Source organism: Leucobacter insecticola, assembly GCF_011382965.1.
In the GTDB taxonomy this organism is placed as follows: domain Bacteria; phylum Actinomycetota; class Actinomycetes; order Actinomycetales; family Microbacteriaceae; genus Leucobacter; species Leucobacter insecticola.
Genome location: NZ_CP049934.1, coordinates 967,863 through 990,810, shown reverse-complemented (window position 1 = coordinate 990,810; position 22,948 = coordinate 967,863). Strand labels below are relative to the sequence as shown.

The 22,948-nt window shown below is 62.9% G+C and carries 17 protein-coding genes and 2 pseudogenes; 4 read left to right on the top strand and 15 right to left on the bottom strand.

Annotated features, from left to right (window positions below; translation table 11 throughout):
• Positions 1-119 precede the first annotated feature (119 nt).
• Positions 120-2,312 (top strand): acyltransferase family protein, encoded by a 2,193-nt coding sequence (locus G7067_RS04575; RefSeq protein ID WP_166322319.1) that lies wholly within the window; start codon positions 120-122, stop codon positions 2,310-2,312.
• Between the two features lie 9 nt (positions 2,313-2,321).
• On the opposite strand, the gene G7067_RS04570 is transcribed toward G7067_RS04575, so the two are convergent.
• Complete coding sequence (locus tag G7067_RS04570; RefSeq protein WP_166322318.1) at positions 2,322-3,164, bottom strand: glycosyltransferase; 843 nt, start codon at positions 3,162-3,164, stop codon at positions 2,322-2,324.
• Positions 3,161-4,138 (bottom strand): glycosyltransferase, encoded by a 978-nt coding sequence (locus G7067_RS04565; protein ID WP_166322317.1) that lies wholly within the window; start codon positions 4,136-4,138, stop codon positions 3,161-3,163. The genes G7067_RS04570 and G7067_RS04565 overlap by 4 nt, the downstream gene beginning before the upstream one ends.
• A 147-nt stretch (positions 4,139-4,285) precedes the next feature.
• On the opposite strand from G7067_RS04565, the gene G7067_RS04560 reads away from it, so the two are divergent.
• Complete coding sequence (locus G7067_RS04560; protein WP_166322316.1) at positions 4,286-5,254, top strand: hypothetical protein; 969 nt, start codon at positions 4,286-4,288, stop codon at positions 5,252-5,254.
• 53 nt (positions 5,255-5,307) lie between these two features.
• Here G7067_RS04560 and G7067_RS04555 read toward each other — a convergent pair whose 3' ends face one another.
• The 5 genes and pseudogenes from G7067_RS04555 to G7067_RS04535 form a co-directional block, all read right to left on the bottom strand.
• Positions 5,308-6,954: a sulfatase-like hydrolase/transferase gene (locus G7067_RS04555; protein ID WP_166322315.1), complete on the bottom strand. Its 1,647-nt coding sequence runs from the start codon at positions 6,952-6,954 to the stop codon at positions 5,308-5,310.
• A 7-nt stretch (positions 6,955-6,961) separates the two neighbouring features.
• Positions 6,962-8,338 carry an LCP family protein gene (locus G7067_RS04550; protein WP_244301255.1) on the bottom strand — a complete coding sequence of 459 codons (1,377 nt, stop codon included), beginning with the start codon at positions 8,336-8,338 and terminating at the stop codon, positions 6,962-6,964.
• Between the two features lie 53 nt (positions 8,339-8,391).
• Complete coding sequence (galE, locus tag G7067_RS04545) at positions 8,392-9,405, bottom strand: UDP-glucose 4-epimerase GalE (protein ID WP_166325782.1); 1,014 nt, start codon at positions 9,403-9,405, stop codon at positions 8,392-8,394.
• 427 nt (positions 9,406-9,832) lie between these two features.
• Positions 9,833-10,960 carry an LCP family protein gene (locus G7067_RS04540; RefSeq protein ID WP_244301254.1) on the bottom strand — a complete coding sequence of 376 codons (1,128 nt, stop codon included), beginning with the start codon at positions 10,958-10,960 and terminating at the stop codon, positions 9,833-9,835.
• Between the two features lie 244 nt (positions 10,961-11,204).
• Positions 11,205-12,262 (bottom strand): annotated as a pseudogene (locus tag G7067_RS04535) (IS1595 family transposase).
• Positions 12,263-12,545: 283 nt separating this feature from the next.
• Here G7067_RS04535 and G7067_RS04530 point away from each other — a divergent pair.
• Positions 12,546-13,649: a glycosyltransferase family protein gene (locus G7067_RS04530; RefSeq protein ID WP_166322312.1), complete on the top strand. Its 1,104-nt coding sequence runs from the start codon at positions 12,546-12,548 to the stop codon at positions 13,647-13,649.
• Positions 13,650-13,776: 127 nt separating this feature from the next.
• Here the strand turns inward: G7067_RS04530 and purE are convergent, their stop codons facing one another.
• The 8 genes and pseudogenes from purE to G7067_RS04490 all read right to left on the bottom strand — a co-directional run bounded on the left by purE (position 13,777) and on the right by G7067_RS04490 (position 21,417).
• Complete coding sequence (gene purE / locus G7067_RS04525; RefSeq protein WP_166322311.1) at positions 13,777-14,286, bottom strand: 5-(carboxyamino)imidazole ribonucleotide mutase; 510 nt, start codon at positions 14,284-14,286, stop codon at positions 13,777-13,779.
• Between the two features lie 36 nt (positions 14,287-14,322).
• Positions 14,323-15,471 carry a 5-(carboxyamino)imidazole ribonucleotide synthase gene (locus tag G7067_RS04520; RefSeq protein ID WP_166322310.1) on the bottom strand — a complete coding sequence of 383 codons (1,149 nt, stop codon included), beginning with the start codon at positions 15,469-15,471 and terminating at the stop codon, positions 14,323-14,325.
• Between the two features lie 36 nt (positions 15,472-15,507).
• Positions 15,508-17,100 carry a flotillin family protein gene (locus G7067_RS04515; RefSeq protein WP_244301253.1) on the bottom strand — a complete coding sequence of 531 codons (1,593 nt, stop codon included), beginning with the start codon at positions 17,098-17,100 and terminating at the stop codon, positions 15,508-15,510.
• 35 nt (positions 17,101-17,135) lie between these two features.
• Positions 17,136-17,714, bottom strand: a complete 579-nt coding sequence (locus G7067_RS04510; protein WP_166322309.1) for a hypothetical protein — start codon at positions 17,712-17,714, stop codon at positions 17,136-17,138.
• A gap of 206 nt (positions 17,715-17,920) precedes the next feature.
• Positions 17,921-19,272 (bottom strand): annotated as a pseudogene (locus tag G7067_RS14100) (ATP-binding cassette domain-containing protein).
• Complete coding sequence (locus tag G7067_RS14655) at positions 19,233-19,430, bottom strand: ATP-binding cassette domain-containing protein (protein WP_166322308.1); 198 nt, start codon at positions 19,428-19,430, stop codon at positions 19,233-19,235. Before G7067_RS14655 ends, G7067_RS14100 begins: the two are co-directional and overlap by 40 nt.
• A complete protein-coding gene (locus G7067_RS14095; protein WP_166322307.1) occupies positions 19,427-20,401 on the bottom strand; it encodes an ABC transporter permease in 975 nt (324 codons plus the stop codon). The genes G7067_RS14655 and G7067_RS14095 overlap by 4 nt, the downstream gene beginning before the upstream one ends.
• Complete coding sequence (locus G7067_RS04490) at positions 20,398-21,417, bottom strand: ABC transporter permease (RefSeq protein ID WP_244301329.1); 1,020 nt, start codon at positions 21,415-21,417, stop codon at positions 20,398-20,400. The genes G7067_RS14095 and G7067_RS04490 overlap by 4 nt, the downstream gene beginning before the upstream one ends.
• 289 nt (positions 21,418-21,706) lie before the next feature.
• On the opposite strand from G7067_RS04490, the gene G7067_RS04485 reads away from it, so the two are divergent.
• The gene (locus G7067_RS04485; protein ID WP_166325516.1) at positions 21,707-22,915 is read left to right on the top strand and encodes an IS110 family RNA-guided transposase; all 1,209 of its coding nucleotides are present in this window, start codon (positions 21,707-21,709) and stop codon (positions 22,913-22,915) included.
• Positions 22,916-22,948: the final 33 nt, after the last annotated feature.

Sequence of the window (22,948 nt, the reverse complement as noted above, 5' to 3'; positions counted from 1 at the left end):
GTAGATTTCTCCCTTAACTCGCCTTTTCGGCTTCATTCGCACTGAGATTCGCCGCTCTCGCTCTGCAAAACGGGTCATAACGCCGGCTGCGCGAATGACTGAGGTACGCTTGTCCCCCGATGTCTGTTTCTCTCAAGCCCGAAACTGAAGCGCGTTTCCCCTGGCAAAACGTCGCGACAGCAGGCTCCGCTCACGCTTCGGATGCATCCCCCTACCGCAACGATATTGACGGTCTCCGCGCCGTCGCGGTGCTCCTCGTTGTTAGCTATCACGTCTGGTTGGATCGGGTCTCAGGGGGCGTCGACGCCTTCCTCATGATCTCCGCGTATTTCCTCGCGGCGACCTTCATCCGCCGCCTGGAATCTGGTGCCCCACTGCGCATCGTTGGCCAGTGGATCCATACGTTCAAGCGACTCCTCCCGACCGCAGCAGTCGTGCTCGTTGCCGTCATCTTTGCGGGCTGGGCGTTCCTTCCCGTCTCCCGGCTCGTACCGCTGTGGTCGCACACCTGGGCGGCGCTCTTCTACTCCGAAAACTGGCTGCTTGCTTTCGAGTCGGTTGACTACTACGCCAACCACGCCTTCGCAAGCCCCGTGCAGCATTTCTGGTCACTTTCGGTGCAGGGGCAGGTCTTTCTCCTGTGGCCCCTGCTCTTCGGGGTCATCGCGATCCTGCAGCGGCTCCTGAAGATCGCCCGCGTTCGCCTGCTCGCGCTCGGCGTGTTCTCGGTGGTCTTTGCCCTGTCCCTCGCGTTTTCTATCGTGACCACGGCAAGTCATCAGGAGTTCGCCTACTTCGACACGCGAGCCAGGCTGTGGGAATTCGCCGCAGGATCAATCCTCGCGATCGTCATCCCGTGGATTCGACTCCCGCGTCCACTTCTCGGGGTCCTCGGCTGGCTCGGGCTCGCCGCGCTTCTCAGCTGCGGCATGATACTCGATGTCAGCGGGGGATTCCCCGGCTATCTGGCCCTCTGGCCGGTGCTCAGTGTCGCCGCGATCATTGTGAGCGGGAACACCAACGACACAGGGTTCGGTCCGGCCAAGCTGTTGCAAGCACCCCCGCTGCTGTTTCTCGGCAAGTCAGCCTATGCGCTCTATCTGGTGCACTGGCCCCTTCTCGTGATTACTCTGGTGCAACGCGACGGCAAATCACTCAACGCGTTCGAGGGACTCATGCTGATCCTCGTCTCGATCGTTCTGGCAGTGGGACTCACCTGGGCCGTTGACGAGAGGATCCGGAATCTCACCTGGGCAAACAAGAACTCACCGCGCGGGCTACTCGTCATCGGGTTGTCGATTCTGCTCGTCGCGGTACCAACGAGCCTCGCCCAGCATTTTGCGGCCGTCGCAACCCAGAACATCGTGGACGCGGTCGAGCAAGCGACACCCGAGGAACGGCTCGTGAACAATCCTGGCGCGCTCTCACTGCTCGATGGCTGGAACGAGGCGAGCAATCCCGATGCTCCCCTCCTCCCGCTCGCCACTCAGCTCGAGGCAGAATGGGGCACACTTGCTGAGCTCTGCGCCGACCCTGAGCTGCCGCTGCAGAGCGATGAGATGCGCGAATCATGCAACCAAAACAGCGTGAGCGAATACTCAAAGACAGTGCTGGTCACGGGTGACTCCCACTCGGAACAGTGGCTTGCACCGCTCGACGCGATTGCTGAGGAACAGGGTTGGCGGCTCATCGCCGTGGTGAAGGGCGGCTGCGCGTTTGGTCTTGTCGACCCGGAGTATTCGTCGAATTACGATCGCGCGCAAGAGTGCCTATCGTGGAACGAGGATCTCCTCACCTTCGCCGAGGAACTTCAGCCCGACCTCGTGGTGACCGTCGGCACAGCGGCGGGGCCCACTGATCCGATCGAAGATTACGGCCAGGCTGAGACGGTCGTTCCGGGCATCGAGAACACGCTCGACGCGCTCGCCGATCTGGGTATTCCGACCGTTCTCCTGCGAGACAACCCTCGATTCACCTTCAACATGTTCATGTGCACCGAGGAACACCGCGACACGACGATCTGCGACGTCGAGCGCGATCGGGCGCTGGCGGACCAGAATCCCGCAGAGGAGCTTGTTGGCTCGGGCGTAGCGACGATCGACATGAACGATTTCATCTGCCCCCAGAATCTCTGTCCGGCAGTGATCGGGAATGTTGTCGTGTACCTCGACGACAATCACCTCACGAGCACCTATACGGCGACGATGCGCGCGATCCTGCAACCCCGCCTGCTCGAAGCGATCGATAGCATGCAGGGCTTCGTCGCAGCTGGCCCGCAGCTTGATCTGCGAGGTGAAGACATCGTCTGGTAGCCGTTCCAGCTAAGCCCGGTCCCCGGGCAGCCCTCTCCCGATGAGGCCACGGAAGAGTACCCGCTTCACTCCCGCAGGGAGCAAGCGGTAGGCCCCCTTCATAGCCACGTTGCGAAGGTACTGGCTCCGCGTCACAAACCCCATTCGCAGCAGTTCCCGCTGCAGACGCCATTCGGTTCGGGCCTCGGACCAGCCACCACGCCGCGCGAACGCACCCGCGCCAACACGATAGCCGAGCAGCGGATCGGCGATGTTCTCGACTCTCGCGCCGTCAGCGATGAGCCGGATCCCCAGCCAGTAGTCTTCCATTCTGCCGAACGGTTGGTACCGTCCGACACGGTCGAGCGCCGCCACACGATACATCATCGTGGGATGGTTGAAGGGGTTGTGGGTGCGCGCGTGAGCACGGATCCTCGCGAAGCCAACAGGTGGTACTCGTGTCGCACTCTGGATGCCCGGATCACGCTCAAACTCGAACATACCGGAGCCCACCAAGTCGTAACCCTGGTCGATCAAGGCCCACTGGCGCGCAAACCGATCAGGCGTGGAGACGTCGTCCGCGTCCATGCGGGCGACCACCGGAAAGGTTACCGCTTCAAGCCCGGCGTTGAGTGCCTCGCAGAGGCCGCGATTCTCGGGTAGTTCCACCATTCGACACGGGATGGGGCTTTCCTTGACAATCCGTCTGAGCTCGGCGGCGAGCGCCTCTGGCACCTCACCATCCTGCACGATCACAGCTTCGGCTGGTCGCAGAGTCTGCTGCTGGACGGAACTCTCGTATGCAAGTCGCAAGAATCCGGGATCGTCACCCGCGTACACCGGGAGCAGGAGAGAGAACTCCCCCACCGTCATCGGACGTTCCCCTTTGCGAGGCGATCAATCTCGAACATGACATCGACTGGCACTCCAGTACCTCGGAGTACCTCACGTGTCGGCTGCGGTGAGCTTCGCCAGCCGTCTCCCCATCCCCGACGAAGGCAATCCCACAGTTGCGCTCGGTCCTCCGAGGCACGGAACGTGCGGAACCAGCGGCGCGCGGTCGCCGCAGAATACAGCAGTTTCTCCCACGGGTAGAGCGCCCGGCTCGTGCGAAACACCCACAGCTTGTTGCGCACCTCAAAGAAGAATCGTGCGCCCGGATCCTGGTCACTGGATCCTCGTTTGGCTGTTTTATGCGTCACTACGGAGTCTGGAGCATAGAGCCCTCTGGCACCTCGCAGGAGTCTCGCGGAGTACTCAAAATCGTCGTTCCACAGGAAGTAGTCGGCAACCGGCAAACCGAGCTCACGCACGCGCGGCGCGCGCAGGAAGGCCGAGACAAACGAGATCGACCTGATCTCCATCGCGCCCGCCTGAGCCGCGCGCCGACGTTCCTTCGCGCTCGCGCGGATCTTCGCCTTCGGTGTGTTCATCGGGTGATCCTCGCCATCGGTCCAGACGACTCGGGACCCCATTACCGCCAGGTCGTCCGGTCCCGTTCGCCGGTATCGCGAGTGCGTCGCGAGCGCGCCCGCAAGCGCTTCGGGTCCGGGCACTGTGTCATCATCCATCACCCACACCCAGTCGATGCCATCTTCAGCAATCGCGGCGGCGATCCCGACCGCGAATCCGCCGGCACCGCCGGTATTTTCGGTGAGCCTGATGAGCCGGGCCCTTTCTCCCCACTCATCGAGCAGCGATTCTGCCGCTTCTCCCGAGCCGTCGGTGGAGGCATTGTCCACAACAACAAGCCTGTCAACAGGGCGAGTCTGCCTCGCGAGTGCCGCGAGCGACTCCTGCAACAGATCCCGACGGTTGTAGGCCACCAGCACGGCGGTTACGCGCATGCGAACACTCTCCCTCACAACAAACACAATTCCACCCAGTCTACGTTGCCGCCACCTGGGCCACCCCCACCGCCGCCTTCCCGCGAACGGCCCCGTAAAACTGTGCTATGGCTGTGAACTGCGTCTTTTCTGACGTAGACTACAGCTATGGCCCTGCTTCGGAAAACATCCAAAATTGTTCGCAATACAACGGGCACCGTCGGGATCGCGCTTGTCCTCGCCAGCTTCGCGGGTGCCTCCGCAGCGTTCGCAGACGAGTCGCTTGGATTTGAACTCGAGGTGATCCCGGCTGCCGTGGCACCCGGGGAGGCCGTGAGCTTCACAAGCTCCGACGCATCGCCAGGGCAGAGCGTCGATGTGCATTTCGAGTATCTGACCTGGTTCCAGCCAGGATCCAATATCGACTACGGACCCGACTTTTGGGGCAGTGTCGTGCTGGATCCGAGTGACCCTAATGCCGGAACAATCACCATTCCCAAGGCCGTCGCCCCCGGTGAGTACTTGATCTATTACTCGTGCATCAACGGAGACGCGATCTACTGCCAGGGCGAGATTCCCTTCACCGTGCTCGGTGATGTACCCACTGAAGAACCAGAGGGGGTCGAAATCCGCTTCGCCGCGGACTCGCTCCAAGGCAAACCCGGCGACCCGATTCGCGTCACGGGCGATTGCTTCTACAACGGCGTTGGCGCGGATGCCGCCGAAGCAAGCTTGTCCTACACTTCCATGGACGACCTCACAGTGTCACGGTATTTCGGGAAGTTCCCGCTCGAGAGCAACGGCATTCTCAACCAGGAGTTGCAGGTGCCGAACGACGCTAAGCCCCCGACGGATGAGGTGTTCAGCAACAGACTGTCCCTCGAATGCGACCTCGGTGATGTCGTGGTCGGCGAGTCACGCTTTGCGTTCACTGTGCAGGGAGACGACAACACGTCTCCAATTTCCCCGCCACCCGCAATGCCACAGACACCGGCTACGCCCCAGGATCTCGCCAGTGCACCGCAGGAGCTGGCGGCAACGGGTGCCAACGAAGCCTCCCTCTTTCTCGGCGCGATTGGCTTACTCACTCTCGGCGCGGGTCTCATCATGGGTGCCCGCTCGCGTCTGCGCAGCTAGCTCGGGTCTGCCATTCCAGACGCTGCGAAAGAAATCGACCGATCGGCTTCGTATTACGTCGAGATATTCATCGGGTTTAAGTTCGAGAATCGTCCCTGAGGAGACTTCCTCGGGGCGACAAGCGCCGACACTCCCACCCCGGCGCGATGGTCGGCAAGTTCAATACCCAAGAGTTCCAAGATCGTCGGGTACACGCTGAGCTGATCGATCTCGGGGCGGGCCATCCTCTCTCCGTCAGGGGTCCAAATCCTATTGAAGATCGTGCGACCCTCTCGCCCGTGGAGCTCATCCCAGAAGCTCCCGCCCTGCGCAACCATTTTGAGGTGGTCACCCATGATCACCACCGCAGTGTCTTCGAGGTAGCCTTCGTCACGCATAAAATCGATGAACCCAGCGACCTGCTGCATCGAACAAAACGTTATTGAGGTCATTGCGGTATCGGTATCCCAGCTGCAGTACTCAAATACCCGTGGCCCCTCGTGGGTGTCGAGGGTCAATATGGTGAGGTTGAACGGGGCGTCAGCCTCGTGGAGTTCGGTCACCGTATCCTTAGCGCGCTCGAAGAGACGTCGGTCAGATAGTCCCCAGTCATCCCGGATCTCCGTCTCACCTAGCCCGCGCCAGACGCCGAGGTCGTCCACCTCGTCATAGCCGTGCCCTGAAAAAAAGGCACCCTTTCCCGCAAACCGTGCGTCCGCACCTCCCAGGAACACATTCCTGTATCCCTCGTCCGCGAGCACGTCGCCGAGACAGGTCGCTCCCGGCATGTAGCTTTCGAGCTCACTTCCCTCGGCGCCCAGGGTGTTCAACTCATCGTTGTCCGCCCGATCGGTGACAGAGCGGAGCGGGATTCCGCACTGCGTGCTGACAATCCCGGCCATCGTCCACCCGCCCCCCTCGTACTGGTGCAGACGCGGGATCGATTCCCACCCCTGCGTCACAGACTGCACGGGCTCGAGCATGTTCTTCTCAAACAGGCGATCATCGGCAAACGTATCTTCGGTCGATTCCAGATAGATCAGTACCAAGTTCCGGCTCGTTTCGTCATCGACACCCGACACAACCACGGGTTTGGTGTAATAGTCAGCGATGCTCGTCCCGAGAGAGGCCTCACGAAGTGCCGCCTGTACGTAGTCCCTCAGCCCGATTGCATTCGCAAAGATCGAGACTCCGCTGACAGGTACGAGAAGGGCGAGCACCGCCGCGATACCGCGAACAAGCCGGGGACGGCAAAGACCGTCCCGCCTCGACACCGCCCTCCGCATTATCTCCACCAGCAGGATCATGAGCGTGGTGAGGAAGAGGGGGACGCAAAGAATCGTGGTCACCGCCCCCCACATCAGCTCGGTACCCCCGGCCCCCTCGCCCCCGCCGCCTGACAGGTTGAGGAGCAACTGGTCGACTGATATCTTGCCGAAAGTCCGCTCCACCCAAAAGCCTGCGCCGCCCAACACCGCACCGGCAGCCACGAGGATCCACAGCACCAGCGAGACCAAACGCCAACGTCGACGGCGAGCCTCTGCCGCGGCAATGTCCTCAACTATCTCAGCAACAACCGCGATCGTTTCGGTCGCCTGGGCAACCGCCTCGGTGGCCGCCGCAACTTCAGACACCGCAACAACGATCGGTTGAGACTTTCGCGACGGCCGGATTCGCGCGAGATACTGACGGGGGTTCTTCTGGCTCAGCGTGTTCTCCACCTGACCCTTAGTTCGTTTCAGGTGGCGAAGCTTCGGCCACTCCAGCCGCGACAAGCTGCTGAATCGCCGAAAAATCGGGGTACTCGGGGTCAACCTCCGGCGGCGCCAGTTCAACATTAACCGGAGTAAAGGCACGAGCTTTACTCGCGAGGTCAACGAAGCGGCCAAGCATCGACTCCGGGATATCAGTCTCCACAAGTTGGGTCCCGGCCGACGCGATGTCCTGGAAACGGAGCAAGACATTTTCGGGGTTCATCTGCGCGAGGATCGCAGCTTGAATCTCACGCTGTCTCCGCATCCGCGCGTAGTCGCCGTCTGCAGAGCCGTACCTTGAACGGGCGTACCACTGCGCGGTGTAGCCATCCATGCCCTGCTCGCCCGGCATGATCCAGCCTTCGACGTTATTACCGTCTTGATCGCCGCCGATCGGCAGCTCCTCGGTGACATTCACCGTGATACCGCCGAGCGCGTCAATCAGATTCGAAAACGCGTCCATGTTGACGAGAACGTGAAACTGCGGGTCAAGTCCAGTCGCGCCCTGTACCGCATCCTTAATCGCTTCGATACCGGGAGACGTTCCCTTGGCAGCAGCGTCCGGATACAGCCCCTCGTAGAACTGTGCGAATTCTTCGGGGAGCCCCTCAACCTCAACGATTTCGTCGGCCTGTTCAACTTCCGCAAACAGTGCGTTCAGATATCCATTGGTGAGACATCCCCCGCCTTCCCCGAAGGCGTTGGGTCCCACGCAGAAGCCATTCGGGTGCACCGGATGCATCGGCGATGACTCAGGGAACGGCATGTTGATGAGCTCACGGGGGATGCCGATAATCACTGATTGCCCAGTCTGTGCATCGACACTCACGAGCGAAATACTGTCAGGGCGCATTCCTTCGCGATCCTGCCCGGCATCGGTTCCAAGCAGCAGAATGTTGTAGCGGCCGTCGATGGGTTCAACTGCCGGGGCTGAGGCGAAAAGGTTACTCAGCACGCCTCGCCCCGCCGCAACCGCGCTACCCGCCCAGGCGGCGCCGACCGCCGGCACGACTGTCAGGACCACAGAAAGCACCGCAACTGGCAGCTTCCAGTTGCGGTGCACCCGCACAATACGCGTGAGACGAAGCGTGTTGAACCCGAGCACGATCCACAGCACCGCATACCCGAACAGCACCCACTGCAACACCAGCAGCACGAAGCCATTCGTCAAAATCGTCAGCGTCTGAACCCGCATCAGCAGGAACCCAAGCAACGCGATGAGCGCGCCCGCGATCAACAACACGGTTGAGATCAGCCCAAAACGCCCTAGTCTGCGGTTCCCGGAGAGCAGCTGCGCGCTCCCCGGAAGCACAAAGCCCATCAGAATCAGCCACCGAGCGCGCTTTGTCATGAGTGGCTCAGAACTCTCATCGGGGTTTCGCAGAGGCCGCTCGAGGTCGAGGCTCATACGGAGTATCCCGCAGGATTCGTTGACTGCCACACCCACGAATCTCGGCATGCATCGGCCAGGGTCCGCGTTGTCCGCCAATCGAGTTCGCGGTTGGCCTTCTCAGGGTTTGCCACCATCTCAGCGACGTCACCGGCCCGGGGCGGCACCACCACATACGGAATCTGCCGCTGCGACGCCGCCTCAAATTCGCGCACGACCTCAAGCACGCTCGAACCTGTCCCGGACCCCAGGTTGTAGCTCACCACGCCAGCAGCGCTACGCTCAAGTGCCGCAACATGGCCCTCCGCAAGATCCATCACGTGAATATAGTCACGAACTCCAGTACCGTCGGCAGTGTCGTAGGAATCACCAAACACGCTTAGGCTCTCCCGTACCCCAACGGCAACCTGGGAGATAAACGGCATCAGGTTATTCGGGATCCCGGTCGGATCCTCGCCGATCCTGCCAGAAGGATGCGCGCCGACAGGATTAAAGTAGCGCAACAGCACCGCTTCGAGTTCCGGCCAACTCGCCTGAACATCGCGAATAATCTGCTCGTTCATGAACTTCGTCCAGCCGTAGGGATTGGTGATCCCGAGGCCAACCGGGTGCCGCTCATCGATCGGCACATACTCGGGATCGCCGTACACGGTGGCGGAGGAGCTAAACACCAACTTGTTCACGCCGCGTTCCCGCATCAGATCAAGCAGCGCGAGGGTAGAATCGATGTTCACTCGGTAGTACCGACTCGGCTGAGCCACCGACTCGCCAACCGCTTTCAGCCCCGCAAAGTGAATCACCGCCTCAAATTCAGTCCCCGCGAGTGCAGCCTTGGCGGCAACGCTATCCGCAAGATCCACCTCAATGACCGGGATATCCTTCCCGCTCAACTCCTCGACCCGACGCACGGCCTCCCATGCGCTGTTCGAGAAATCATCGAGCACCACAACCTCGTGGCCACGTTCCAAGAGCACAAGGGCGGTGTGCGAGCCGATGTATCCGGCTCCACCTGTCAGCAATACACGCATAACCACTAGAGTACTTTGCTTGTCCTGTGTCATCCTGCGAGCGACGCGGGATTCACCCCCAAAGATCACATTCCTGTTGCTGGGTAGGTCGCAAAAGTGCAAGTCCAGAATTCGCGGATTGCATCCTGAAGTACAGCGCCACGAAGCTCCCTGGTGTCGCTATTAACAAGGCCACTCTCGGGAAATCGATCGCGAAAGAGAAGGCGATTTCCTCGTCAAATTGACGGCACGGGTCCTTGAACTACACCAGTCGCACGACTTGTCGTGAGAACAAACCACTTCCAGATCAATCACGCTCCCCACGCGCCTCCCCTTCACCGTCAGCCGTGCTGACATAAATTCAAGAGTAGGAGCCGAAGGCCCCTGAACGCGAAACCTGCCGAGAGTTCGTGAACGGATCAGCGTCCCTCGGTAAGCTCTCAGTCGTCTAAAGGACGGTACGTCCTTGGGAACATGTCTCATTGTCGGCACGCTGTCCCGTGATTGCCGGGGGCAGCTTGACCGGCGCGTTAGGATCAGCCGGTTCCGTCTCCGCCGGCGCATTCGGATCCTGCACGGCGTTCGGATCGGCAGCCGGATCCTCGGGAACCTCCGCAACGCCCTCCCCGACTGCGGTCACGTCGAACGCCTGCCCGCTCTTCAAGACGTCGAACAGTGTCTGTGCTGCCGCCAGATTAGGGGTGAGCCTTCCGGGCGCGTATGGGTGAGCGTTGGAAGGATACTGCACGAAATTGATGCTGTCGATATCAATGTCCCTGACTATGCTTGCAACCGCTTGCATAAACCCGGTCGTAGCCATGTTGCTCGAGAGCGTCATGTTTTCGACGCCGACTTTTGCCAGACCGTATACCTTGATCGGATCAGAAAGAGTGCTGGAGCTCTTGAGTTGGCGAACCAGCGCAGACATAAAGACCTGCTGATTGCTGATCCGGCTCGTGTCACCGCCATCACCAACACCGTGGCGGGTGCGCAGAAACTGCAGCGCTTCTAGACCAACCAGATTGTTCACGCCGGCGGGCAGATTCAGGTCGGTGTATTCGTCAACAATCGGCTCGGTCAGGCACACGTCAACCCCGCCGAGGGCATTCGACATACGAATCACACCGTCAAAAGTGATCATGGCGGCGTAGGGGATATCCATGCCGGTGAGCTCGGATACCGTCGCCACCACGCAGGGCAGGCCGCCGATACTGAGGGTGCTATTGAGCTGCTGCTCACTCATCGCACTGTAATACTCGGGTTCGCCGTTAGGGCCGGGGCAGCTCGGCACCGGCACCATGAGGTCGCGCGGAAGGCTCACGACCGTCGCACGCTGGTGATCGGCGGAGACGTGAAGCAAGAGGTTGACGTCGTTGAGTTCTCCGGTCTCGCCGTCATCGAGCGACTGGCCAGCGCGACTGTCGGTGCCGACCAGCAGCACGGTCAGTTCGCCCTCAATCTCATCCGCCCCGAAGCCAACGGCATCTGCCAGATCCCCGGCATCGCCGAGGTCGATCGTTTGCATGCCGTTATACAAACCCCACACAGAGTATGCGGCGGTCGCCACACCGCTCATCGCCACAACAATGACTGTGGTCAGAAGAACCCGAAGCGCGTTGCCCCAAGCACTCGACCTGCGCAGTCTGCCATGCCGCGGGTTAGACACAATTGTCCCTGCTCCGCTATGTGATGCCATGGATGTTCCCTACCTGATTGCGCCCACTGCCACCAGTTTTGGTGCATCTACACGAATTTAGCTGATGGCTCTGAGTAAAAACCGAAAAGGGGTATCCATTTAGCTCCCGTGACCCACTACCGATTCAGCGGTCAGCACGCCAGCGCCTACCAGCAGAACCAATGTCCAGTGACCCCGGCTGGCGACGTGGCCCCAGCACTCCCCTCGGAGACACCAATTTCGCTTTTGAATCACGCACCAAGTCCCGATAGGTGACCTGCTCGTGAGCGACCGCGCGTTGCAGTAGCCGCAAGAACAGTAGGCCGCGCTGCCGACTATGTCTTCGGTTAAACCGGAACACGAACTCATCCAAATATTCTGGAAGATGCGCTGCGGTTCCAGCTCCTTGATAGGTGCCATCGATCAGACGTTTCACGAGCGAGAACAGGCGGTGGACCGCTGGCAGTACCTCGTGTGCTGGTTTCCCTGACGCAGACACATTCACCGGGTCATGCACGTACCCGTCAAGCGCGCCAGGGTACGCAGTCCATCCATCAGAGATCACGGTGGAACCCAACGCAATGTTCGCGGTCACGAAGTTCCGCAAAGAACCAGTCGAGGCATCAGGAATGACTGCGAGACGAGCCCGCCCCACCCCGCATCCGTGTATTCGATCGCTCCCGCAACCAAGGTCTTCCCCTTCGCGCCACGACCGGGGCTTCCGGGCCTCGGACCCCCAAAGAAGGTCTCGTCGACCTCGACCACACCTGAAAGTTTCGCCGCAGGATCAGGCTTCATCACTTGTCGGAGCTTACCGAGCATCGTCCAAGCTGTCTGATAAGACGAGATCGGGAGTACCCGGTGTAGATGCGCCGCCGAGACGCCACCTTTCGGGCTCGTCATCAGCCAGATCGCCTCAAACCACACCGTGAGCGGGATCCTCGTCTTCTCGAACAGTGTGCCCGCAGTCGCTGAGATCTGCTTCTCACAGTCACGACATCGATACCGGCCGGTCTTCTCACGCCAAGAAGCCGTGGCCTGACAGTGTGGACAGACGAACCCGTCCGGCCAACGCAGCCAGGCAAGATAGTCCAGACACGATGCGTCATCAGGGAACCATGCCCGAAACTCGGCCGCGTCACCCGGGTAATCGTGCCCTGGGACAGGATGACCCTGCAACGGGACATCGGTATTATCGACCATTGACGACACCCCTTCTTGGTGTAGTCCACGCCCCGGGCTGTTAGCGCAGCGCCGGGGTCTTTCAACGTTTAGCTCAGAATACAGGCTTCACGGGAGCTAAATGGATACCCCTTAAACCGAAAAACGCTCCGGCGATTTGGTCAAGCCTTCACCCAGAGGTCACGTTTGCATCGCTGAGTTGCACCAGCGGCCTCAAGTTCAGCATTTCCGCTGGCTTAGCTCAATACAATAACCTGAGACAAAAATAATTTGTTCGATACTGTGGCCGCTTAAGGGGGGGACTGTGACGACGATCACGCTTATCGCCGAGCCTTTCCCTGACTGGGAAGCCACGGTCAACACCGCAGCTTCCCGTGATCTCGCACAGGCGCTTGCAGACACGGCGCCTCGCAGCTGCAGTGTCCGTTACTTGCTCGCGAGGGGTGCAAACTCCCCAGAACTGAGCTCTCCGCTCATCCGCACCGAGCACCTTCCTTTCCGCGCGAGTCTCCTCCCGCTGATGTGGCAGAACGGCACCACTGCCCGCCCTCTCGACGGCGAGTTCGTGCACTCTCTCACGCCCCTCGTACCCTTGCGATCACGCGGGGAAGACGACGGCTCGCAAACCTCGGTGACTATCAGCCACAGCATCGCCTGGGATTCTCCTGCGGTACTCGGATCAGCTCAGGCCAGGCTCTATCGCGCCTTCACGAAGCGGGCCGTCAAGCATGCCGACGTGATCCTCACCCCGACCCACGCGACTGCACGAGTGTTGCAGGATCACTACGGCTCAGATCTTCCGGTGCAGGTGTTTCCGCTGGCACCCCCGACCGAATATCTCCGACCGGACGACGCCCTTGCACGACGCACTGCGCTCGGCATCCCGGATCACTACGCTGTGACGACCGCGACGGCAAGCGAGCACGGCCGGCTCAGCTGGATCATCGACGCGCTGCTCGCAGACCCCAAGCTTCCAACCGTCGTGGTGCTGACCGGGGTGGATCCCGCGCTTGACGTCGGCCCGGAAGCCACGACCGCGATCCCAGCCGAACTTCAGGGCCGCATCATCGTCGCAACTCCGCGCGATCTCGGTGATGTGGGGGCTGCGCTTACCGGGGCCTCCCTCCTGCTGCAGCCCCAAGATTTCCTCGGCACCGGCTATACGCTTCTCGGTGCGCTCAGCGCCGCGGTGCCGGTGCTTCACTCCGGCCATCCCGCAGCAGAGGAGATCGTTCTCGACGCGGGAGTCATGGCTCCAGGCGCCGGTGAGTTTGCCGCAGAGTTCAGCAGGCTGTTCCGCGACCCCAACTCCCTCAGCTACCTTGCGGTGCTAGCGCGGGATCGCAGCCGCAGTTACAGCTGGCGCGGCACCGCCTGGCATCTCTGGGAAACCCACGCGAACCTGTAGGGGTCACGCAGATAGATGCGCCTCCGCCGATTGAGCGAGGCTTGCGTCCCCCTCCGCCGATTGAGCGAGCGCAGCGAGTCGAAATCAAGGCCTTCAACTCGCTGGCGCTGCCGCGCCAGCAGAATACTCAACTATTCACGCGAGCCTTGAGCGCGTCATTCTTTTGCTCGACCACTGCGGTGAGCTCAGCAGCATACCCGTCAAGCTGCGCGGCGATCCCCGCGTCGCTCGCGCCGAGGATCCGCGCGGCGAGCAGCCCCGCGTTCTTGGCTCCCCCGATTGAAACGGTCGCGACCGGGATCCCTCCCGGCATCTGCACGATGGACAGCAGCGAGTCGAGCCCATCGAGCTTGGCGAGCGGCACCGGGACGCCGATTACGGGCAGCGTTGTCATGGAGGCGACCATACCGGGGAGGTGTGCGGCCCCACCAGCGCCCGCGATGATGGTGCGAAGGCCCCGGCCCGCAGCCTCGCGCGCGTACGTCACCATCTTGTCGGGGGTGCGGTGCGCGCTGACCACCTCAACCTCGTGAGCGATACCGAAGTCGCGGAGCACCTGCACCGCGTCAGCCATGACCGAAAAATCGGAGTCGGATCCCATGATGACGCCGACGAGGGGCGCTGCGCTGTCTGCCATAGGAACTATCGTAGCTGCGTCACGCTTCTCGCGGGCTCAGTCGAAGACGCGGGCCGCGGCCTGGGCCGCCTGACGCACCTGCGCGAGATCCTGACCCGTGACCGTGACGTGGCCCACCTTGCGACCCGGGCGCGGCTGCTTGTCATAGCTGTGAAACTTTGCGCGCGGGTGTGCAGCGAGCGCCTCGGCGTATCTGACCGGCATTGGCCCCTCGGCGGGTCCGCCCAATACGTTCACCATCACCGCGGCGGGAGCCGTCATCGCGGTGTCGCCAAGTGGCAGGTCGGCCACGGCGCGAAGGTGCTGCTCGAACTGACTCGTCACCGAGCCCTCGATGGAGAAGTGGCCCGAGTTGTGCGGCCGCATTGCCAGCTCGTTCACCAGCACACGTCCATCACGAGTTTCGAACATCTCAACGGCCAGCACGCCCGTGACGCCCAGGCCGTCGGCCACGACCCTGCCGATCCTCGCGGCCTCGTCAAGCGTGACAGGGTTCGCCACCGGGGCAGGCGCAAGCACCTCGGCGCAGACTCCGTCGAGCTGGATCGTCTCAACGACTGGCCAGGTGCGCGCCTCGCCACTCGGTCGGCGCGCAACGAGCTGCGAGAGTTCCCTCGTAAAGTCAACGAGCTCCTCCACCAGCAAGCGGCCGCCGCGCGCGTCTTCGGCGAGCGCCGCGAACCAGTCGCGCGCGCCAGCAGCATCCGACACGACGCGCACGCCTTTGCCGTCGTAACCGCCGCGAGCCGTCTTCACGACAGCTCGGCCGCCGTGCTTTTCAATGAAGGCTTGCAGCTCGGCCTCATCGCTGATGGCGGCCCAGCTCGGCACGGGCACCCCCAACTCCTCAAGCTTCTCGCGCATCAGGATCTTGTCTTGCGCGAACTGCAAGGCGTCTGGCCTCGGGTGCACCGCTACTCCACGACACTCAAGCTCGCGCAGGATCTCCGAGGGGACGTGCTCGTGGTCGAAGGTGATGACATCGACAGTCTCGGCGAAGGCATAGACGGTTTCAGGATCCCGGTAGTCGCCTACCGCGTCCACCGCGCGCGCGGCGCTCATGCCCTCGGCTTCTGCGAGCACACTGAGCTGCAGACCGAGGTGAATCGCGGGAGGCACCATCATCCTCGCGAGCTGCCCCCCGCCGATGACGCCGATCCTGATTCTGCCGCTCGCTTCAACCATCCTTCTATTCTGCCTTACTGCGCCTGTTGCTGACGTTTAGGCTTGTGGCTCTTGCTCGGGTGCGGCGGCTGGTGCAGGATCGGGATCCACACTGGGCTCGACCACCAGTTCAGAGGCGACGCCCGCAAGGTCGTCCGAAGCGCCGCGGAGAGCCTCCGACGAACGCTCAAGCGCGTACGCGGCATGCTCTGACAGCGGCGCACCCGAACGTGCCGGCGTCGCCGTCTTCGATGCGCGACCGGCCGCAGCACCCGCGGCCCCGCCAGCCACCACACCGTTGAGCATACCGACGAGGTCAATACCGACGGTGTCCTTCGCCATTTCGAGGAGACCCTTGATGTTGCCCATTGCGTCGCCAGCGACCTTCGAGCTGCCGTCGGCCGAAACAACCGTCATGTTGTCGATTGCCCCGATCGCTTCGGCGTACTTGCCAGCGATCTCCGGCAGCAACTGGATCAGCTCCTGCGCGAGTACGGCTTGCGACTGCGTCTCGAGGGCACGCGCGCGAGCGTCGATCGCGACGGCCTCTGCGGTTCCCTTCGCCTCGAGCGCTGCGGCCTCGGCCTTGCCCTCTCGTTCAAGCGCCTCAGCGGCGGCAATACGGGCGGCACGGGCTGCAAGACCCTCGCGCTCGGTCGACTGCGCACGGCCTTCTGCGGCTGACACTGCGGCCTCCGCGTCGGCCTTGGCGAGCTCTTTGACGCGGTACGCTTCTGCCTCGGCAACCGCACGAACGTCAGCGTTCAGCTGCTCGGTGCGCAGCGCGACCTCCTTCTGCGCGGTGATTTGCTGCTGCTGCACGATCGCCTGCTGCTGGATTGCCTGCTCAAGCGGCTCAGCGGCAGATGCCTGAGCGGTCGCCTTGTCGGTTTCAGCCTGGATCTCGGCCTGGCGAAGCTTCAGCTCGCGGTTGCGGTCGAGCAGCACGCGCTCCGCGGCAATCTTTGCCTCCTGTGATGCCTGGTACGCGTTGGTCTCGGCGATGTCTGCCTGCTGCCGTACCTTCGCGGCCTCGGGGCGACCGATGTTGGTGATGTAGTCGGCACCGTCGCGGATCTCCTGAATCTGCAGCGTATCGACCACGAGGCCCTGCTTCGTGAGCGCCTCTTCAGCGGCCTCCAGCACACTCTGCGCGACGACGGCGCGATCCCGGATAATCTGCAACACCGTCAAGCCACCGATAATCGAACGCAGCGAGCCCGAGAGCACTTCCTGGGTCGACTGGTCAATCTCGTCGGAGTTCGAGAGGAATCGCTGGGCGGCCGCGCGGATCATCTCTTGCGAGCCGCCGACCTTCACGACCGCAACGGCCTGCGCCTGAATCGTAATGCCGTCGGTGGTCTGCGCCTCGGTCATGATCGTGAGCCTGCGCGAACGCAGCGAGATCGTGAACGACTTCTGGATGAATGGAACAACAAAGACGCCGCCGCCAGTGACAACCTTTTGTCCGGAGAGATCCCGGCTCCTCCCACCGGACGCGTCAACGACCTCCTTGCCCTTGCCGCCGGTGACGATGATCGCCTCGTCGGGCTTTGCGATGCGATAGCGTTTGATAATGACAAGCGCAATCAGCACCAGCGCTATGACGGCGCCAAAGATGCCAACAATGGCAGGGCTAGCAAGGAACATTATTTCTCCGATCAATCGGTCGCGTGGGAAGTCGTCTAGGGTGCGGGTGTCTCAGGCGTTGTTGGTTCAGGATCCGCCGCCACCGGCTCTACTCGCACGGAGGTTGAGGTCACCGTCTGCACAATGCGAATTTGGGTCCCGCGTTCGATGGGGGTAGCTGCCGTAGCTGAAAGCGATACGCGCTCACCGTGCCTGGTGATGGCAATCTCACCAAGCCCCCCAGCAGGGATCGGGAGGACCACAGCACCCGTTGATCCAACGAGGTCCTCGTTGCTCAGGGCAGTGCTTGATTCTGCACCGCGGATGAGGCGCGTCAGCCACCACGCAGCCGCTCCTCCGAGCAGGCCCGCGGCGGCTCCCATTACCGAGGCGACAGGGGTGGCCATGCCTGCGCCCACACCGGCGAATGCCGTGAACCCGAAGATAGAGGTGAACGCAGCGATCGTCGTCAGACTCAGGGGGCCGTCACCAAAGTCGAAGGCATCGAAGATGCCGTCAAGAACGAAGGAGAGCAGTAGCAACACGCCGCCGACGATCCCGATCACAAGAAAGATACCGCCCGCAAAGAGGGACCCGTCAAAGAGCCGCTCGATCCAGTTCGCTGTTTCGTACACATTGCACCTCCCTGTCGCGTTCTCCCGCTCAGTCTATCGGTGGGTGGCGCGAGTAGAAGCCCTCGGTCCGTTGGTGGGCGCAAGGTCCCGCGGATCGGATGGAGTGAGCCGCGAGAGTCCCCCTTACCGACGAAAGGCCCCCTTATCCACACGTGGGTTTGGTGGTCTCTCGCAGCTAAGGGGGCCTCTCGTCGTCGGCAGGGGTGTCAGCCGAGGGTGAGTACCGTGGCCAGCCGCGGTACCGTCTCAAGCAGCTCGCGTCCGTAGGGGGTGCGCGGTGCGGTGAAGAACTCGGTGCCACCGCGTTCCACTACGCGGCCGGCCCGCATCACCAGCACGCTGTCACACAGCTCGTGCACCACCGCGAGATCGTGTGAGACAAACACGAGCGTCAGCCCGAGTTCGCGGCGCAACTCGCGCAATAGCGCGATCACCGTGGCCTGCACCGACACATCGAGCGCGCTCGTCACCTCATCGGCGATCAACACCCGCGGCCTGACGGCGAGCGCCCGCGCGAGCGCCACCCGTTGCCGCTGACCCCCGAGAGCTGGTGTGGGTAGGAGCTGGCGAGCGCGGGATCAAGGTGCACCAGGGCGAGGAGTTCCTCGATCGCGGTGGGATTCTGGTGGTGCCTGAGGAATTCGCCGAGAGTCTGGGCCACGGTCATTCGAGGATTGAGAGAAGAAGCTGGATCCTGCGGCACCAGCTGGATCCGCGGATCGCGCGTTCCTTGCCGCCCTCTACCGTGCCGCGGGGGCGCACCATCGAGCAGCACTTCGCCCGCTGCAAGCGGCAGTTGGCCCGCGATCGCGCGGGCCACGGTGGTCTTGCCCGATCCTGATTCACCGACAATGCCGAGGGCGCCGCCTGCCGGGACCACAAAGGAAACGTCTGCGGCGGCCCGGGTGCCTGGGGCGCCGGGATAGCGGATCTCTAGGTTGCGGACAGCAAGTGTGGGTGGGGAGTCAGATGCGGGGAGGATGCTGCGACTCGCGATGCTCGCGCAGCATGACGGAATGGGGGCGCAGGCCGCACCGGGCGACACCGGCGGGAGGGTGGACACGGCCCGCAGCAACTCGCGCGTGTAAGGCTCGCGCGGCGCCGTCACGATCTGCCGGGTGTTTCCCGATTCCACCACCCGCCCCTCACGGACCACGAGCAAGCGATCGCACACCGCAGACACCACCGCCAGATCGTGGCTGACAAACAGCAGAGTCAGACCGCGTTCGCGTCGCAGCTCAGCAAGCAACTCAAGCACCTCACGCTGCACAGTCACATCGAGCGCGGTCGTCGGCTCATCACACAGCAGTATTGCGGGATCACCGGCAAGCGCCATCGCGATCACCACCCGCTGACGTTGCCCGCCCGACAACTGGTGCGGGTAGGCGCGGGCGATCCTCTCGGGATCAGACAACCGCACCTGTGCGAGCAGATCCCTCACGCGCGCCTTCGCTGATCGCGGATCCGCGCCGGGGTGTCCTGCGGCGAGCGCCTCGCGCAGTTGCGCGCCGACCCGGGTCAGTGGATCCAGTGCGGCGAGGGGATCCTGAAACACCATCCCCACGGATCCTGCAGTGCTGATCTCCCCGCAGTCACGTACACGCCCCGGGGCATAAGGCCCATGACGGCACGCAGTGTCAGGCTCTTGCCGGATCCCGATTCGCCGACGATGCCGACTGCTTCACCAGGAGCGATATCCACGTCGATGTCACTCACGAGCGCCTGTTCTCGGGACGACGACGCGATCCGCAGCCCGCGGACCCTGATACCGCCGGGCCGCAACTCACGGTTCGCCCTTGCATCGGGGCGGTGACGTTTCGCCACTGTCCGCGGCGGCTGCGACGCCTGCCCCGCCCGGGCCGAAGCTCACCAGAGACCCGCAGCACATCTCCCAGGCCGTCGCCGAGCAGCGACAGCGAGATCCCCGTCACCACCACCGCGAGCCCCGGCAGCGCACTCAACCACCACTGGGTCTGGATGAACTGCTGGGAATCGGCGATCATGGTGCCCCAGTCGGGGGTGGGTGGCTGGATCCCGAGCCCCAAATACCCGAGCGTCACCACGGCCACCATGATGAGCACGATCTCGGTCGCGAGGAGCACGAGCGCCTGGGGCAGCACGTTGGGGAGCACATGGCGAAGCAGCACCCGCGCGTGAGACAGCCCGCCGCCGCGCGCCGCTTGCACCCAGCCCGAGTCGCGCAGTGACGCGGTCATCGCGCGGAGCACCCGCGCGTAGCCCACCCACCCGACGAGGGCGAAAGCGATGATGATGCCGCCCTCCCCTGCGCCCACCGCAAAGACGATCGCGATGACGATCACGTAGAACGGGAACGCGATCACCGTGTCGGTGAGGCGAGACGCGATCCAGTCCGTCGCACCGCCAAAGTAGCCTGAGACAAGCCCGACCAGCACGCCAATCACGAACGGGGCCGCCGCAGCGGAGAGCGCGATCCGGAGGTCGGTTTGGGCGGCGAACAGCATGCGAGAGAGCACGTCGCGCCCGAGCTGGTCAGTGCCGAACCAGTGCTCGGGCGAGGGTGGCAAGAGCCCGCCGGTGAGGTTCTGCGCGCTGGGCGCATAGGGCGCGATCACGGGCGCGAGGATCGCGGCGGTAAGGATCAGCGCGAAGAGCACGCCGCCCGCGACGAGGGTGCGCGAGGCGAGAGCCCGCTTGAGGGGGGTCATTGGGGGGATCCTTGATTCCGCGGGACCGGAGCAGCAACCCGCAGCCTGGGATCCAGCAGCCCAGACAGCAGTCCCGCGAGCGTCGTCACCAGCACGACCAGCACAGCGCAGTACAGCGCAACCCCCTGCACCACCGGGAAGTCGCGGCTGCCGATCGATTGGAACAGCAGTGTGCCGAGCCCGTTGATCCCGAACACCTTCTCCACGACCAGCGTGCCGCCGATGAGGTAGGCGGTGTTCACGCTCAACAGTGTGAGGCTTGGCACGGCAGCGTTTCGCAGCACATGACCGAACAGGATCCTGCGTTCGGACACCCGCGCGGCCCGGAGCGTCGTCACAAAGTCGGCGTCGAACACCTCCACGAGCTGCGCCCGCAACGACCTGATGAGGGGAGGTGCGAGACCGAGCGCGACGGCGAGCGCGGGCAGGAAGAGGCTGCGGATCGGCTCCCCCGGCCCGGATCCCACGCCGCCCACCGGGAACCACCGCAGCTGCACCGCAAACAGAATAATGAGCAGCAGCCCGATCCAGAACAGCGGCATTCCCATGCCCGCAGCGGGCAAGATCCTGACGAGATGATCCGCCCAGCCGTCGACGCGGCGGGCCGCCGTGAGCGCGAGGGGCACGGCGATCAGGATCGCGAGCGCGACGGCAAGCGCGACGATCCCGAGGCTGACGGGCGCGCGTTGGAAGACGAGCTCACGGGTGGAGACGCCGGAGACGAGTGAATCGCCGGTGTCGAACTGCGTAACGACGCGGGCGAGAAAGTCTATGAATTGCTGCCACAGCGGCAGGTCGAGGCCGAGTTGTTGGCGCAGGGCGGCGAGGGATGCGGGGGTCGCGCGTTCGCCCAGGATCATGGCTGCGGGATCCCCGGGCACCATTCGCAGCAGAAAGAACACCGCGACCACCACACCAAACATCACGGGCAGGATCCGCGCGAGCGTACCAAGGATCGCCCTCAGCACCCGCTGCGTTCGGCCCCGCTGCCTGCGTTCCCGCTGCGCTCCGTTCATCACGCTCTCACCTTACTTCTGCCCCGTTACTTTGTTCGTAGCTCCTGATCCGCGAGGATGAGGAGTGAGGCAGCCAGCCGGGGCCGGCATGATTGTTGCCCCCTGTCGTACCAATGATCTGGGGGGTGTTGTCACCGACCTCCGGTCTGGCGGTCGGTGATCGCTGATAGGGGCAAGACCACAGCCGCGCATATCGGGGCAGGGTCGTTCGTAACGTGGATGCCGACGCCTACCGCCACCTGACTGCCGAACACATACAAGCAGGACGGAGGAACACCCCTTGAACAGCATTGAGCACTACGACGACGTCGCGGTCTTCATCGGCCTCGATGTCGGCAAGAGCGAGCATCACGCGGTCGCGCTCACCCGCGACGGGAAGAAGCTCTACGACAAGCCGCTCCCGAACACCGAAGCCAAGATCATATCGGTGCTAGATCAACTCGCTGAGCACGGCCCCGCTCTGCTGGTCGTTGACCAGCCCGCCACGATCGGGGCGCTCCCCGTCGCCGTCGCGCAAGCGCATGGTGTGCTCGTCGGGTATCTCCCCGGCCTCACGATGCGCCGCGTCGCTGACCTCCACCCCGGTGAAGCGAAGACCGACGCACGGGACGCGTTCATCATCGCGGAGACCGCCCGCACGATGCCCTCAACTCTGCGATCGATCAAAGTCGCCGATGAGCAGATCGCGGAACTCTCGATGCTGTGTGGCTTCGATGATGATCTTGCCGCGCAAATCACGCAAGTCTCCAACCGCGTTCGAGGTCTCCTCACCCAGATCCATCCCACCCTGGAACGGGTACTCGGGCCGCGTCTGGATCATCCCGCGATCCTCGATGTGCTGCAGCGTTACCCATCACCGGGTGAGTTGCGCCGAGCCGGGCAGAAGCGCGTCGCGGCCAGGCTCCTCAAGCGTGCCCCGCGCAAGGGCGGGGCATGGGCGCAGGAGATCTTCGACGCCCTCGATCAACAGACCGTGACGGTCACCGGCACGAACGCCGCGAGTATCGTGCTGCCACGGCTCGCGAAGCAACTCAGCGAACTCCGCCAGCAACGCACCGATATCGCGTCCGAGGTTGAGAAGATCGTGGAAGCGCACCCTCTTCACCCGGTCCTGACGAGTATGCCGGGAGTCGGCGTCAGGACCGCAGCCAGACTCCTCACCGAGATCGTCGGGAAACATTTCCCCACGGCCGGGCACCTCGCGTCTTACGCCGGGCTCGCGCCCGTCACCCGCCGATCCGGCACCTCGATCCGCGGCGAACACCCCTCAAAGCGCGGCAACAAGGTCCTGAAACGTGCAATGTTTCTTTCCGCGTTTGCAGCGCTCCGAGATCCCGAATCACGGGCCTACTACGACCGGAAGATCGCGCAAGGCAAACGCCATAACCAAGCACTCATCGCACTGGCGAGGCGCCGCTGCGACGTCCTCCACGCAATGATCAGAACCGGCAGCCTCTACCAGCCACGAACCCAATCAGAAACCGCCCTCGCCGCTTGACAAACAACATAGGGGCACCCCCCGGCCCGGCCC